11 protein-coding genes are annotated in these 13,712 nt (G+C 47.1%); 7 read left to right on the forward strand and 4 right to left on the reverse strand.

What is annotated here, in order from left to right; translation table 11 throughout:
- Positions 1 to 119: 119 nt before the first annotated feature.
- Positions 120 to 2,276 carry an elongation factor G gene (locus L990_RS09520; RefSeq protein ID WP_047448071.1) on the reverse strand — a complete coding sequence of 719 codons (2,157 nt, stop codon included), beginning with the start codon at positions 2,274 to 2,276 and terminating at the stop codon, positions 120 to 122.
- Positions 2,277 to 2,520: 244 nt separating this feature from the next.
- On the opposite strand from L990_RS09520, the gene L990_RS09530 reads away from it, so the two are divergent.
- The 3 genes from L990_RS09530 to L990_RS19975 all read left to right on the forward strand — a co-directional run bounded on the left by L990_RS09530 (position 2,521) and on the right by L990_RS19975 (position 5,117).
- Positions 2,521 to 3,300 carry an isochorismatase family protein gene (locus tag L990_RS09530; RefSeq protein ID WP_047448075.1) on the forward strand — a complete coding sequence of 260 codons (780 nt, stop codon included), beginning with the start codon at positions 2,521 to 2,523 and terminating at the stop codon, positions 3,298 to 3,300.
- Positions 3,301 to 3,303: 3 nt separating this feature from the next.
- On the forward strand, positions 3,304 to 4,461 hold the full coding sequence (gene pncB / locus L990_RS09535) for a nicotinate phosphoribosyltransferase (RefSeq protein WP_047448077.1): 1,158 nt from the start codon (positions 3,304 to 3,306) through the stop codon (positions 4,459 to 4,461).
- A gap of 374 nt (positions 4,462 to 4,835) precedes the next feature.
- Positions 4,836 to 5,117, forward strand: coding sequence for a hypothetical protein (locus L990_RS19975; protein ID WP_156121481.1), 282 nt, complete (start codon positions 4,836 to 4,838; stop codon positions 5,115 to 5,117).
- Positions 5,118 to 5,234: 117 nt separating this feature from the next.
- On the opposite strand, the gene L990_RS09540 is transcribed toward L990_RS19975, so the two are convergent.
- Together L990_RS09540 and L990_RS09545 are read right to left on the reverse strand one after the other, a co-directional pair.
- Positions 5,235 to 6,164, reverse strand: coding sequence for a geranylgeranylglycerol-phosphate geranylgeranyltransferase (locus L990_RS09540; protein WP_052180886.1), 930 nt, complete (start codon positions 6,162 to 6,164; stop codon positions 5,235 to 5,237).
- Positions 6,165 to 6,189: 25 nt separating this feature from the next.
- Entirely contained in the window at positions 6,190 to 6,720 is a 531-nt protein-coding gene (locus tag L990_RS09545) for a KdsC family phosphatase (RefSeq protein WP_047448084.1), read from the reverse strand.
- Positions 6,721 to 6,945: 225 nt separating this feature from the next.
- Between L990_RS09545 and L990_RS09550 the strand changes: the two genes are divergently transcribed.
- The 4 genes from L990_RS09550 (at position 6,946) to L990_RS09565 (ending at position 12,467) form a co-directional block, all read left to right on the forward strand.
- Positions 6,946 to 7,557 (forward strand): hypothetical protein, encoded by a 612-nt coding sequence (locus L990_RS09550; RefSeq protein WP_047448096.1) that lies wholly within the window; start codon positions 6,946 to 6,948, stop codon positions 7,555 to 7,557.
- 176 nt (positions 7,558 to 7,733) lie between these two features.
- Positions 7,734 to 10,073 (forward strand): TonB-dependent receptor, encoded by a 2,340-nt coding sequence (locus L990_RS09555; protein WP_047448099.1) that lies wholly within the window; start codon positions 7,734 to 7,736, stop codon positions 10,071 to 10,073.
- Positions 10,074 to 10,078: 5 nt separating this feature from the next.
- Positions 10,079 to 10,882: a DUF4249 domain-containing protein gene (locus L990_RS09560; RefSeq protein ID WP_047448101.1), complete on the forward strand. Its 804-nt coding sequence runs from the start codon at positions 10,079 to 10,081 to the stop codon at positions 10,880 to 10,882.
- A 124-nt stretch (positions 10,883 to 11,006) separates the two neighbouring features.
- On the forward strand, positions 11,007 to 12,467 hold the full coding sequence (locus tag L990_RS09565) for a potassium/proton antiporter (RefSeq protein ID WP_047448104.1): 1,461 nt from the start codon (positions 11,007 to 11,009) through the stop codon (positions 12,465 to 12,467).
- 111 nt (positions 12,468 to 12,578) lie between these two features.
- Here L990_RS09565 and L990_RS09570 read toward each other — a convergent pair whose 3' ends face one another.
- The gene (locus L990_RS09570) at positions 12,579 to 13,667 is read right to left on the reverse strand and encodes a phosphotransferase enzyme family protein (protein ID WP_047448301.1); all 1,089 of its coding nucleotides are present in this window, start codon (positions 13,665 to 13,667) and stop codon (positions 12,579 to 12,581) included.
- Between the last annotated feature and the right edge of the window lie 45 nt (positions 13,668 to 13,712).

Consider the following 13,712-nt stretch of genomic DNA (forward strand, 5'->3'; position numbering starts at 1 on the left):
CATTTTGTGTGAGGCGAAAATAGTCTTTTATTTAATTAAAATGCATTTTTTCCTTGCTATAGGAATGAAGAAAGGAGAACTTTGCAGCTCTCCTTCTTTGATTAGTATGGATACGTGGATTAATCTTCTACAGCAACGGCCTCGTAAGCCTTTAGCAGCTTTTCTTGCACTTCGGAAGGAACCTGCTCGTAGCTAGAGAATTTCATGGAGTAGGTTGCGCTACCGCTAGTCAGCGAGCTGAGCGTGGTAGAGTACTTGTGCATTTCGGACAGAGGTACCTTAGCTACAATTTTCTCGAAGCTCTTGGCCGAACTCATTCCTTCGATCATGGCACGGCGGTTCTGCAAGTCGCTCATCACGTCGCCCATTCTTTCGGCTGGGACAAGGATGGTGACATTGTAGATTGGCTCCATGATTTTTGGTCCGGCGTTCTTGAAGGCATCCTTAAAGGCGTAGCGACCTGCCAGCTTAAACGAAAGTTCGTTGGAGTCTACCGGGTGCATCTTACCGTCGTAAACGTAAACACGGATGTCGCGAGCGTAGGAGCCAGTAAGCGGTCCTTCTTCCATCTTTTCCATTATTCCTTTTTGGATGGCAGGAAGGAAGCGTGCGTCGATTGCTCCGCCAACAATGCAGTTGTAGAATTCGAGGTGGCCGCCCCAGTCGAGAGGGTATACCTCCTTACCTTTAAGGTTGAGGTTAAGCTCTTTTCCGTCGATCTTAAACTTCGAGCGCGCCTCTACGCCTTCCACAATTGGTTCGATGATGATGTGCACCTCTCCGAACTGTCCGGCACCGCCCGACTGCTTCTTGTGGCGGTAGCTGGCGTTGGCTATTTTGGTTATGGTTTCCCTGTAAGGAATTTTGGGCGGATAGAACTCTATCTCGAGCTTGTTGATATTTGCCAGCTGCCACTTTAGGATGTTAAGGTGGTGTTCACCTTGTCCGGATACGATGGTTTGCTTTAGCTCCTTCGAGTATTCTACCAGTATGGTAGGATCTTCCTGGTGGGCCTTGTTTAGCAGCTCACCGAGCTTCTCCTCGTCGGCTTGGTTCTTGGGTCTGATTGCCGTTCTGAACTTTGCTTCGGGGAATGCCATAGGCGCAAATTCCCAAGTTTTGCCGTTGCCCGCAAGGGTGTGGCTGGTTTTGGTGTTTTTGAGCTTCACGGTACATCCTACGTCGCCAGCTACCAACTCGGGAACCTTTACGCGGTTCTTTCCGGCAGTTGCGAATATTTGCGAGATCTTCTCTCTTGTTCCGTTGTTGTTGTTGATAAGCTCCATGCCCTCCGAAATTTTTCCGGAGACTACCTTGAAGTAGCTGATTTCGCCCAAGTGCTGCTCTATCTGTGTCTTGAAAACAAATAGGCAAGGAGCACCAGCAGCATCAAAGGCTACTTCGGTGCCATCTATGGTGGTTGGCTTTGGTTTCTGGTTTGGACTAGGAGTATTGTTGATTAAAAACTCCATCATACGGCGAATTCCGACATCCTTCTTGGCCGAAAGGCAAAGAACAGGGAATACGTCGCGGTGAGCGATTCCTGCTCGTAACCCGATGCGGATATCTTCTTCCGATAGCGTTCCTTTTTCGAAGAACATCTCCATTAGGGCGTCGTCGTTCTCGGCGGCAGCCTCTACGAGCGCGTTGTGCAGCTCGTTGGCGCGATCTTCCTCATCGGCGGGGATTGGTAATTCGTGTACCACGCCCGAATCGCCGTCGTGCTTGTACATTTTCATGGTTAGCACGTCGATGAAAGTGTCGAAGTCGGCTCCGGTGGTTAATGGGTACTGAATAATAACTACCTTCTTTCCAAAAGTTTTTTGTAGCGACTCGATGGTGTTATCCCAGTTCGCCTTGTCGTGGTCGAGCTGGTTAACTGCAAGGATAAACGGCTTCTCATTCTCCTCGGCGTAGCGCCCGAAGATTTGCGTGCCTACTTCAACACCATTTACGGCGTTGATAACCATTATGCCCGTGTCGGCAATACGGAAGGCGGAAAAAACTCCTCCCGAGAAGTCGTCGGAACCGGGAGTGTCTACGATGTTTAGCTTGTGGTCGAGATATTCTGTAAAGAGCACCGTAGAGTAGATAGAACGCTTGTAAATATGTTCCACCTCTGTGTAATCTGATACGGTATTTTGGGCGTCAATACTACCTCTACGGTCGATGACTTTGCCTTCGTAAAGCATCCCTTCCGCCATGGTCGTTTTGCCCGAACCTGAGTTCCCAAGCAAAACAACATTTTTAATTTCGTTAGTTTGGTACGTTCTCATAAGGAACATGTTTTAGTTATTTCAAACACGCCGCCCTCGTTTTTGGGGAAAATGAGGGGTTGGACGTCTCGAAAGTTATCAAAAAGAACGACTCGGTGAACTTTTTTCTTAAATAATTTGAAGGAATTTTGAAAATAATCTATTTGGATTAATAGAGCGCTTGTATTGCGGCGAAGCATCGCCTTATATTTTACTAAATTGCGCGTCAATTTTTAGGATTGATCACCCGTAACCTGCTGCTTTAATGAAAACGTTGCTTTTTATCGTCGATATGCAGAACGATTTCTGCTCGCCACAGGGGGCTCTTTACGTTCCTAACGCCGAAGCCGACGTGGATAACCTCGTTGCGTTTATCCAGAAGAACTCCGCGCAGATTGACGGGGTGGTTCTTACGCAGGATTCGCACCACGTGCTCGATATTTCGCATCCGTCGTTTTGGATGGATGCCCAGGGCCATTCGCCAGCTCCGTTTACGGGGATTTCTTCGCAGGATATCGCCTCGGGACGATGGATGCCGCGCTTTGAGGCCGATCGGGTGCGCATTTACATCGAGCAGCTCGAGCTGCAGGGCGAGTATCCGCACACAATTTGGCCCGAGCACTGCCTGATTGGCAGCCAGGGCGCGGCGTTTGTTCCTGCGCTGATGGACGCGTTGGCCACTTGGGCGCGCGATGGCCGATACTACTCGGTTTTTGCCAAGGGTGCTAATCCGCTTACCGAACATTTTGGAGCATTAAGGGCCAACATCCCTTTAGAGGATGCCCCCGAGACTTGCTTAAACCAATCCTTGCTGGCCGAGCTCATGCGCTACGATCGTATTGTGGTTGCCGGTGAGGCTAAGTCGCACTGCGTGGCCAATACCATCCGCCAAATGGCCGATTTTCCGTCCGTCATCTCCAAAACCATTTTGTTGGCCGATTGTACCAGCAACGTGCCCTCCTTCGAGACCATTGCCGATCCAATTTACCAGAAGGCGCATGCGCTGGGCATGGTTTCCGTATTGTCTAACGACTTAACCCTGTAAACAATGATTATTACCGAATTTTTAGACAACGATCTATATAAATTTACCACCATGAACGCCATTCAGAAGAAGTTTCCGAATGCCGAGGTGGTTTACCGCTTTGTTAATCGTGCGAAGACCAAATTTCCGGAGGGTTTTGACCGTGCGCTAAGGGCCGAGGTCGATTCTATGGCCAACCTGACGCTTTCTGACGAGGCTAAGTGCTACCTTCGCAGCAAATGCTACTTTTTCGAGCCTGTTTTCATCGATCTTTTAAAGGGATTTCGCTTCGATCCGTCGGAGGTGGTGATTACGCAGGTAGATGGCGATTTGGATATCGAGATTCGTGGGCTTTGGTACCGCACCGTTCTTTGGGAGGTGCCGCTTCTGGCCATTGTTTCCGAGCTCTTCTTTATTATGACAGGCCAAAAGGCCATTGAGGTGGAGGATAGGGCGCTTGCGAAGGCAAAAGCCTTTGCCGATTTGCAGGCCGAGGTCTCCGAATTTGGAACCCGTCGCCGTTTTTCCTTCGATGTGCAAGATCGGGTGGTGGGCGTGCTAAAGCAGGGCATGGGGTCCTTCTTTAAGGGCACCAGCAACCTATTTTTAGCCTACAAGCATGGCGTTACTCCTATTGGGACCCATCCGCACGAGTGGTTTATGTATCACGGCGCGCAGTTTGGCTACCGAATTGCCAACTCCATTGCTCTCGAAAACTGGGTGGACGTTTACCAGGGCCATCTGGGCATTGCGTTAACCGATACCTTCACTACCGACAACTTCTTTCAGCATTTTGGATCGAAGTACTCGAAACTTTTCGACGGCGTGCGCTGGGATAGCGGCGATCCTATCGTTTTTACCGACAAGGCGCTTAAGCATTACGAGGCCATGAAGATTGATCCGAAGAGTAAGACCATTGTTTACAGCGATTCGCTCAATGTTGAGAAGGTTCGTCAGATAAAGGAGCACGTTAATGGCCGAATTCACGACGTTTACGGCATTGGTACCTACCTAAGCAACGATGTGGGCGTCAATCCGCTTAACATTGTTATAAAGCTCTTCGAGGTGAAGCCCAATGGCGCAAAATCTTTTGTCCCCACCGTAAAACTTTCGGACGATAGGGGAAAATACACCGGCTCGGACAAGGAGGTGCAGCTCTGCCTGCTTACCATTAACCAGTAGAGCGGCGCGACATTTTCTGCGTGCTGCATGCGACGTTCTTCGAGCGCTTTGCAGTGCTCGATGTGCTATTTGAGAAGCTGTTTGGCTGTTGCTAGGGCTAATTCGTTGGCTTTGTTTTATTATTTGTTGCTTTTGTTTAGCTAATCAACGGCTTTGTTTTATTGTTTGTTTTCTTTGTTTAGCTGTTGAGTAGCGTTGTTTTACTATTCGTTGCCTTTGTTTTGTCATTCGTTCCCTTTGTTTTAGTATTCGTTGCCTTTGTTTTGTCATTCGTTGCCTTTGCGAAACAATTCGTGGCTTTGCGGAAGTCATTCGTGGCTTTGCGGAAGTCATTCGTTGCTTTTGCAGAATGGTTGGTAAGCTATGTTTAGCGCTTGGTGGTGGTTGATTTTTACGCTGTTTCTTATTTTTGCGGCGATGTGCTGGGTGCGGATTTGCTGGTGCCACTTGTGATGGCATCGGTTGGCGAGGCTGTCGCCTCCAGCTGTTTTTATTTGTCGTGCCTTGCAGCTGGGGTGTTCTTGGCTCTCTTTGATAATTTACCGCTTTTCTTGCAGGGCTTACTTTTCGCTTTAGGAAAAGCGGGCTTCACCTTTTTTTATTGGCTGATGGGGTTGCTGCGCTGCGGCTTCCTGTTGTTTTGTCGTTTATGGTAGTTGCCAGCGACAATGGTAGGATGTAAGGAGGCGCTGTAAAAGAAAATTCCACCACGGTGCCCATTACGGGGCCACCTACTGGTGGAATTTCTGCTATTTGGAGCTTGCTTTTTACGGTTATACCAGCGATGTGTACGATAGGTAAAAAATTACCGTGTACAGCACCCCCGAGAGCATCAGCAGCTTGATTACAAAGCTGGCTCTGGTGTAATCTTTTTTGCTTTTGGCCGTCAATATTAGGGCTAATAGCAGCATAAAGGGAATGATTAGCGCTGCGGCTACATATCCTAGCGAAATCCAGAACAACGTAGGGTCCGAAATCCACTTTAGGTGCCTGTAAAAGATCACCGCAATGAATGCTACCTCGATAAAGGCGAGCAGGGCCACGATTGTTTGGCTATTTTTTATGCCCCATGCAATGGGGACGGTCACTCTTCCGGTTTCCGAGTCGCCCTCGTAATCCTCCATATCCTTTACCACCTCCCTAATAAAGTTGGTGATAAATGCAAAGAGCGCAAACCCGGCTACCCAGTAGTTTGCCACATTAAAGCTGATCAGATTGGCGTTTACGAAGGCCGCTTCTGTCTGTGCAATCTTCTCGGCCTCGAAAATTAGCACCATCATGGGCACCATTGCCGTTAATGCCGATATAATAATGTTGCCAATTAGCAGCTGTCCTTTAAACGTGGTGGAGTAGAACCAAAGCATGGCGCTTACCAAAGGGAAGATGACGAATAATTTCCATTCGCCAACGTAAAATGCGGTTGCGATGCCCAGTAATGCGCCTGCGGTGCTTAGCGCAAAGTGTATCTTAATGGCGAATTGTCGGCTGAAGGTTTTTCCGACTAGCACGCGGCCGGGGCGATTTATTTGGTCGGTTTTGGTATCGAAGTAGTCGTTTATTGCGTAGCCACCTGCGGCAATTAGCACGGTGGATAGCACCAACATGGCAAACCATAGCTCCGACATCTGCAGGCTTAGCTTGTAGGAGTGGAGTATTGGCGCCAACACGCAGAACCTTATGAGATACTGCGTGACGGCAATCATTGCCAGGTTGTTTATCCGTATTAATTTAAAGAGATTGTACATTTTTTGTAGCGTCGTTTAGCCATTTTCCGTTGAGGCGGAGCACTTGCTCTATCACATCGCGCACGCAGCCCTTACCGCCTGGCTTGTCGGAGATGTATCTCGAAATTTCTTTTACTTCGGTTACCGCGTCGGCCGGGCAGGTGGCCATTCCAGCCTTTTGGAGCACGCAGATATCGGGTATGTCGTCGCCCATATATAGCACGTCGTCGGGTTGCAGGTCGTACTTGAAGCAAAAATCGGTGAAGTCGTCGAGCTTATCATGCGAGCCGAGGTAGATATCGGTAACGCCAAGACTTTTAAACCGAGGTATCATAGAATCGCCCCTGCCTCCCGAAATAATAGCTACCGGAAAGCCCAGCTTAACAGCCAGCTGAACTGCGTAGCCATCGCGGGTATTTTGCGAGCGAAGCATCTCGCCGCTAGGATGTATTAGAAGAGTTCCGTCAGTAAATACGCCGTCAATATCGAAGGCAAACGCCTTAACTTTTCGAAGATCCTCCTTAAAATTAGCCATCTTAAAATAGTATTCTGTTTAGATGTGGAAAGATATAAATTTGTTTCGATAACTCGACTTTTTGTCTTCTATGCTTGGTTGGTTGTGGCTGCCCGTTTTTCTTTGCTGCGTATTTTAACATTCGTTTCAAGTATTATCTTCCCGATGTGCCCTCTTAGGGGCATAGGATCCAAAATTTTTAGGGGCAGCAATGCCCTACATTTTCTAATTTAAAAAAGAATTATCATGAAAAAGTATTTTATTGGTTTAGGGATGATATTACTGGTGGCTAATGGCGCAATGGCGCAGTCTAAGAAGGGAGATTTTGAGGTGAATGCGAGCTGGGGTTATTTATCTATGCCCGAAATAGACGGTATTGCCTCTACAGCATTCTCCTATCTTGCTACTTTGGGTACCTATTGCAGCGATAGCAAGTCTTTTACTGGTGCAATAGCCGTAGCTGGCAAATACTACGTTACCAATCGGATTAATGTAGGACTTGCGCTTACCTACGAGCAGGAGAAGCGCGAACCTTGGTCAAGGATTGGTGGAACTCAAACGAAGCTTGGAGATATTCATGTCGATAGCTATTGTATTATGCCCAGCGCTTCTGTTATTTACCTTAATAAGAAATATATTCAGCTTTATGGCGATGTTGCCGTTGGCGTCGGAATTCAAAACGAGCGCTTTACTCCGAAAAAGGGTACGTCTGCAAAAAGCGACTCCGATACGCGAACTCTTTTTGCTTTTCAGTTTTCTCCTGTAGGTGTTCGCGTTGGCGGTAAGCTTGCTGGTTTTGCTGAGTACGGCGTGGGTTATAAAGGTTGTATCTTAACCGGGATTTCGTACCGGTTCTAAAAAATAAGCAACGGGTTGCCTCTGCGAGCTGCTGCAACCCGTTTTTTATTTCTCTTTTGGGCATTACTTTTATCTTGTTTGCCTTTTTTCGTCGTCTATAATCTACCATTCGTCGATTTTTTCTGGTGTTAGACAACCGATATTGTCAACTTTGTACAAACCCATTCAATAAAAGGATGAAGAATTACATTAAACTACTAGCTGCTGCAATTTTATTTATCACCACAGCGCAGCTACATGCTCAGGAGAGGTATACCATGAGCGGTTACCTTAAGGATAAGAAAACGGGCGAGACGCTCATCGGAGCAACGATTTACATTAAAGAAATTAAGCACGGCGTGGTTACCAATCCCTACGGATTTTTCTCCATTTCGCTTCCTAAGGGCGAGTACAGCGTCGATTTTACCTTCGTAGGCTACGATAAGCTATCGCAGCGGGTAAAGCTCACGTCCAACACCACGCTTAACGCCGAGCTCGAGAGTAGCAGCGTTCAGCTCGAATCGGTTGTTGTTTCTAGCAAAAAAAAGGACGAGAATGTAAGCCGAACACAGCTTGGTATGGCTAAAATCGACTCCAAGAAGCTTTCTTCGCTACCGGTGCTCATGGGCGAGTCGGATATCATGAAATCTATCCAGCTAATGCCCGGTGTGCAGGCTCCAGTCGAAGGTTCGAGCGGCTTTACCGTTCGTGGTGGATCATCCGACCAAAATCTTATTCTTTTGGACGAGGCTCCTGTTTACAACGCCTCGCACCTGCTGGGATTCTTCTCGGTATTTAATACCGATGCCATTAAAGATGCTACCTTATATAAAGGGGATATTCCCGCTGCTCATGGCGGACGCCTTTCTTCGCTTTTAGACATCCGAATGAAGGATGGAAATAGTAAGGATTACCATTTATCGGGCGGAATTGGCCTTATTTCGAGCCGCCTAACGGTTGAGGGACCAATCAAGAAGGATAAAGGATCATTCATCGTTTCTGCACGTCGCACCTACGCCGATATGTTTCTTGCGCTTTCGAGCGATTCCTCCATTCGCAAAAATAAGCTCTACTTTTACGATGTAAATGTAAAGGGTAACTATACCATCAACGATAATAACCGTGTTTTTGTATCGGCCTACTTTGGTAGAGACGTTACGGGCTATGGCAACGACTTCTCCATGAAGTGGGGGAACGCCACGCTAACAACCCGATGGAATCACGTCTTCAATAGCCGCTTGTTCTCCAATTTTACGGTCATCTACTCCAACTACCAGTACAACCTCGAGAATTCTGACACAAAACCAGAGTTTAAATGGCGCTCCAACCTTCAGGATATTGGGTTTAAGTACGATTTTTCGTTCTATCAGGGCACTTCCAACACCATTAAGTTTGGTGTTAGCAGCACGCTTCACTACATCGAGCCTGGCAAGGTTACTGTCGATGGCAAGAGCAGCAGCTTTAACGCTACTGATAAGCGTGCGGTGGAGAATGGTGTCTATGTTTCGAACGAGCAAAAAATTGGTGATAAGCTTACCCTTAATTATGGGCTGAGATTCTCCTCTTTTCATAACTTCGGTCCTGCAACGGTTTACGTTGTTGATAAAAATAAAGGCTTTGCCGTTACTGATACCATCACCTACGGAAAAAATAACTTCTACAACAGCTCTTTTGGGTTCGAGCCTCGCTTTAGCGCCAACTACCGCATCAACGATAATTCGTCGGTGAAGGCTGCTTACAGCCGCACGCGTCAGTATTTGCAGCTGGCCTCCAACTCTTCGGCTGGTTCTCCTCTTGATATTTGGTTTCCAGCTTCGCAGTATGTCGAGCCTCAGATTTCCGATCAGGTAGGTGTTGGCTACTTCCGCAACTTTATGGATAACTCGCTCGAGTTCTCCGTTGAGGGATTCTACAAGTGGATGCAAAATCAAATCGACTTTAAAGATAACGCCGACCTGCTGCTTAACGACCAGCTCGAAAAGGAGCTTCGCTTTGGTAAGGCTAGATCTTATGGCGTGGAGTTTTTTGTTAGAAAGAATACGGGGAATCTGACAGGATGGGTTAGCTATACGCTATCAAAGGCCATTCGTAAGTTTCCCGACATCAATGCAGGCAAGTCGTACAATGCCAACTACGACCACCCCAACAACCTAAACGTGGTGCTAACCTATAAGATTTCTCCTCGTACCGATTTTACGGCGTCGTGGGTTTACTATAGCGGAACGCCTATTACCTATCCCGCTATGCGCTTTAACTATGGTAACTCCAACCTTCCATATTACGAGCCTGGAACAAAGAATAGCTGGAGGCTTCCCGACTACCACCGTTTGGACCTTTCGTTAACGGTGCGCAACAAGCGTAAGCCGGGGCAACGATGGGAGAGCGAATGGAATTTTGCAGTGTATAATGCCTACAATAGGGCCAATGCCTACTCTGTTTACTTCGAAACGGATAAGAACGATTCGAAAAAAATAAATACCTACAAGATGGTGATGTTCCCTATCATCCCTTCGGTTACCTATAACTTTAAATTCTAACCGTCATGCGAAAAATATATGTGCTATTCGCCGCAATTTTGGCGGTGGCTACCAGCTGTAAGAAGGAGTTTAACCTAGAATTAAACGGTACAAACAAAAATTTCTTGGTGGTAGACGGAATGATCACCGACCAAAACGAGCCTCAGGTTGTGCGCCTATCTCGCACGGTAAGCTACCTAAAGCCCGAAGATCCACAAAAAGTTTCAGGAGCAGTTGTTACCGTCGAGAGCGAGGGCGTTGTTACTACCTTCTCCCAAACTACCCCTGGTGTTTACGTTGCGCCAATGGGCTTTTACGGCAAGGTTGGTAAAACGTACAACCTAACTATAAATGTAGATGGTAAGGAGTATAAGGCATCTTCCACAATGCGAAAGCCTCTAATTCTTGATGTCGTATCTACCAAAACTTCGCAGTTCGATAAGGATAAATTCGATGTTAGGGCCGCCTTTACCGAAAATAGCGAAAAGGGTGATAGCTACCTGTTAAAGTACGCCCTAAATGGTGCTCTTTGCGATACGGTAGAGAATTGGTCGCGTTTTAACGACAATGCTGCCAATGGCGAAACGTTTACCGATATCAATATTTTTGGTTCTATAGATTGTAAAGTAAACGATAACCTGACCGTATACAGCTACTCGATAAGTAAGGAGTACTACGAGTTTGTGCAGGCTGCGGAGATGAGCCTTCGCGAGCCGCTTCCTTTCTTTCCTCCTCCCGGAGCAAGTATTGCAGGTAATATTTCTAACGGAGGGCTCGGCTTCTTTCAGGCTGCTGCTGTGCGTAAGATATCGACAGTTGTGAAAAAGTAGATTAATTTTTTTATGGTTGCAAAAAGGAGCTTTAACAAGGCTCCTTTTTTGTTGTTAGGGGTAAGTGAGATATCCGTTTTCAATTCTTCTCTTCTTTTTGTACATTGTGAAAAAGCATTTTTGAATGGAGTTTACTTTTAATAACCTTTTACTTATTGGATCTGGACTGCTTGTTTTTAGCGTCTTTTTAAGCAAAACAACAAAGTATGGAATACCTGTTGTTGTGCTATTTATGGTTGTTGGCATGTTGGCAGGTATCGATGGCCCTGGCGGAATTAACTTCTATAATATTCAGATTTCAAAATTCATTGGAACCTTTGCGTTAATACTTATCCTTTTTTCGGGTGGTTTGGACACCCGCTACACCGACATTAAGCCCATCGTAAAGCGGGGTATTGTACTCTCTACGCTGGGGGTGGCTATTACCGCCGTACTTACGGGTATTTTTATCACCTACACCACCGTGCTAACCATGAAGGAAGGGTTGCTGCTTGGTGCAATCATCTCCTCAACCGACGCTGCCGCTGTATTTACCATACTGCGTTCTAAAAGCATGGGGTTAAAGAATAATATTCGTCCGTTGCTCGAGTTCGAGAGCGGCAGTAACGATCCGATGGCCTACCTGCTTACCATAACCATGATTATGCTGATAAAAAATCCCGACAGCAGCGTGTTCGGATATGTGTGGTTCTTTATAAAGCAGTTTGCTATTGGTGGCGCTGTTGGTGTGGCAATGGGATACGCCATAACGCGTATAATGAACCGCATCAGCCTAAACTTTGACGGTTTGTATGCTGTACTACTTCTTGGGTTGGCCATTCTTTCCTTCTCGTTGGCCGATTTTTTAGGTGGAAATGGATTTCTTTCGGTCTACCTAGCTGCAATAGTTCTTGGTAACAGCGATTTTATCCATAAGCGTAGCCTCACCAAGCATTTCGATGCGCAGGCTTGGATGGTGCAGATAATCATGTTCCTTACCCTGGGGCTGCTGGTTAACCCTTCCGAACTTGTTCCACTAATAGGAGTCGGATTACTTTTCTCTGTTTTCATTATTCTGGTAGCACGCCCTATTGCGGTGCTAACCTGCCTTTGGGGTTCGAACTTTACTACCCGATCTAAGATTTTTATTTCGTGGGTTGGCCTGCGTGGGGCCGTTCCTATAATTCTTTCAATTTATGCACTCGAGGCTGGGGTCGAGAAGGGAAGGCTTATCTTCAACCTGGTCTTTTTCATATCGCTCACCTCGGTGCTGGTTAAGGGAACAACGATTCCTGCTATCGCAAAATTTTTGAAGCTGAATGTGCCTATGGGAATAAGGAAAAAATCTACGCTGGATATCGAACTGGCCAATAAAATTAAGTCGATAGTGGTGGAACTAGATGTGGCTGCCGAGTACCACTGCGTAGGTAAAAACCTCGTCAACCTCGAGCTCCCTCATGGCATAACCATAACCATGCTTAACCGCAACGGGCACTTCTTGGTCCCCGACGGCTTTACAACCATTCAGGTGGGCGATAAGCTTACCATCCTTGCCGATTCGGTTACCACGCTAAAGGCGTTCCATAAAAAGATTGGGGTTGCTTAACCAGATAACCCCGTTATAAGAAAGAAGGTGGCTACCCTAATACCATTAGGGTGGCCACCTTTTCTATTACACAAAGGTTTCTTTCAACCTCTTTTAGGGGGCTTGCTGTGGCTACCTGTACGCTGCGGCTGCCTTTTTTACCACCTCGCACATTTGGGCGTACTGCGCCTCTATGCTGCTAAGTAGCTGGTATTGGGCAAGCGTACGTTGTAGGTTATGGTTGGCATCCTTTACCTTGTAGTAGTTGTCTCCGTCTATGTAGTCCATAAGGAATCGTAGCACCTGCTCGTAGGTAATGTACTTGGCCGAGAAGGCGAGGTACTCGATTTCTGTAGGGGTTAGGAAGCTGATGGTTTGCGAAAGGTAACCTTTGGCGTACGCTTCAAATATCTCCATGTTCATGGATACGTTCTCCAAGTTTGGATCATCCTCTAACCCGGTGTTGGTATACGAGCGGATGGCGTCTCCAAAGTCGTTTAGGCAGGTGCTGTTAAGAACCGTATCTAGGTCTATAACGCAAAGCACGTCGCCTTTTTGGTCGAATAGGATGTTGTTAATCTTGGTATCGTTGTGCGTTACGCGGGTAGGGATTGTTCCGTTTTCTACCAGCTCCCAAAACTTAAGCATCTCCTCGCGGCGGCTTTCTATCCAGCCAATCTCGGTGGCAACAGCGGCTTTACGGCCTACTGGGTCTTTGGCAAGCACCTCGTCCCACTGCTTAAAGCGGTAGCGGATGTTGTGAAAGCCCGGAAGAATGTCGGCAAGCGGAGCCTTTAGGTCGGCAACCATCGACTGGAATAGCCCTATACCTTTACCGCCTTGGAATGCGAGCTCGGGCGTACGTGCTGCTTGGTAGGTAATGCTATCCTTAATAAATAGGCAGGCTGCCCAGTATTCGCCTTCCTCATCTTGGTAGTACAGCTTTCCGTCAACGGTAGGGGTAACGGTAAGCGCCTCCCTCATGGGGTCGCCACCTTTGGCTACCACCTTTGCCTTGATGTGGTCGCAAACAAGCGCGATGTTATTCATCATGGCAGGTACGTCGGTAAATATTTTGCGGTTCTTGCGTTGTAGAAGGTAGCTGTCGGTTCCGTCGGTATGTACTATAAAGGTATCGTTTATAAATCCTTCGCCTAGGGGTTTCACTTCTGTTGGGGTTGCCCCAAATTGAAACTGGCGGCAAATAGAAAGTAGTTCCATGTATTTCCTCTTTGTTTTTACGTGTGCGTTTAGGGGGGTAAATAT

The sequence above is a fragment of the Alistipes sp. ZOR0009 genome, from assembly GCF_000798815.1.
Classification (GTDB): Bacteria; Bacteroidota; Bacteroidia; order Bacteroidales; family ZOR0009; genus Acetobacteroides.

Bases quoted from the DNA above. Each gene is read 5' to 3' on its own strand.
- L990_RS09520 (WP_047448071.1), bottom strand. From the start codon at position 2,276: ATGAGAACGTACCAAACTAACGAAATTAAAAATGTTGTTTTGCTTGGG.
- L990_RS09530 (WP_047448075.1), top strand. From the start codon at position 2,521: ATGAAAACGTTGCTTTTTATCGTCGATATGCAGAACGATTTCTGCTCG.
- pncB (WP_047448077.1), top strand. From the start codon at position 3,304: ATGATTATTACCGAATTTTTAGACAACGATCTATATAAATTTACCACC.
- L990_RS09540 (WP_052180886.1), bottom strand. From the start codon at position 6,164: ATGATTGCCGTCACGCAGTATCTCATAAGGTTCTGCGTGTTGGCGCCA.
- L990_RS09545 (WP_047448084.1), bottom strand. From the start codon at position 6,720: ATGGCTAATTTTAAGGAGGATCTTCGAAAAGTTAAGGCGTTTGCCTTC.
- L990_RS09550 (WP_047448096.1), top strand. From the start codon at position 6,946: ATGAAAAAGTATTTTATTGGTTTAGGGATGATATTACTGGTGGCTAAT.
- L990_RS09555 (WP_047448099.1), top strand. From the start codon at position 7,734: ATGAAGAATTACATTAAACTACTAGCTGCTGCAATTTTATTTATCACC.
- L990_RS09560 (WP_047448101.1), top strand. From the start codon at position 10,079: ATGCGAAAAATATATGTGCTATTCGCCGCAATTTTGGCGGTGGCTACC.
- L990_RS09565 (WP_047448104.1), top strand. From the start codon at position 11,007: ATGGAGTTTACTTTTAATAACCTTTTACTTATTGGATCTGGACTGCTT.
- L990_RS09570 (WP_047448301.1), bottom strand. From the start codon at position 13,667: ATGGAACTACTTTCTATTTGCCGCCAGTTTCAATTTGGGGCAACCCCA.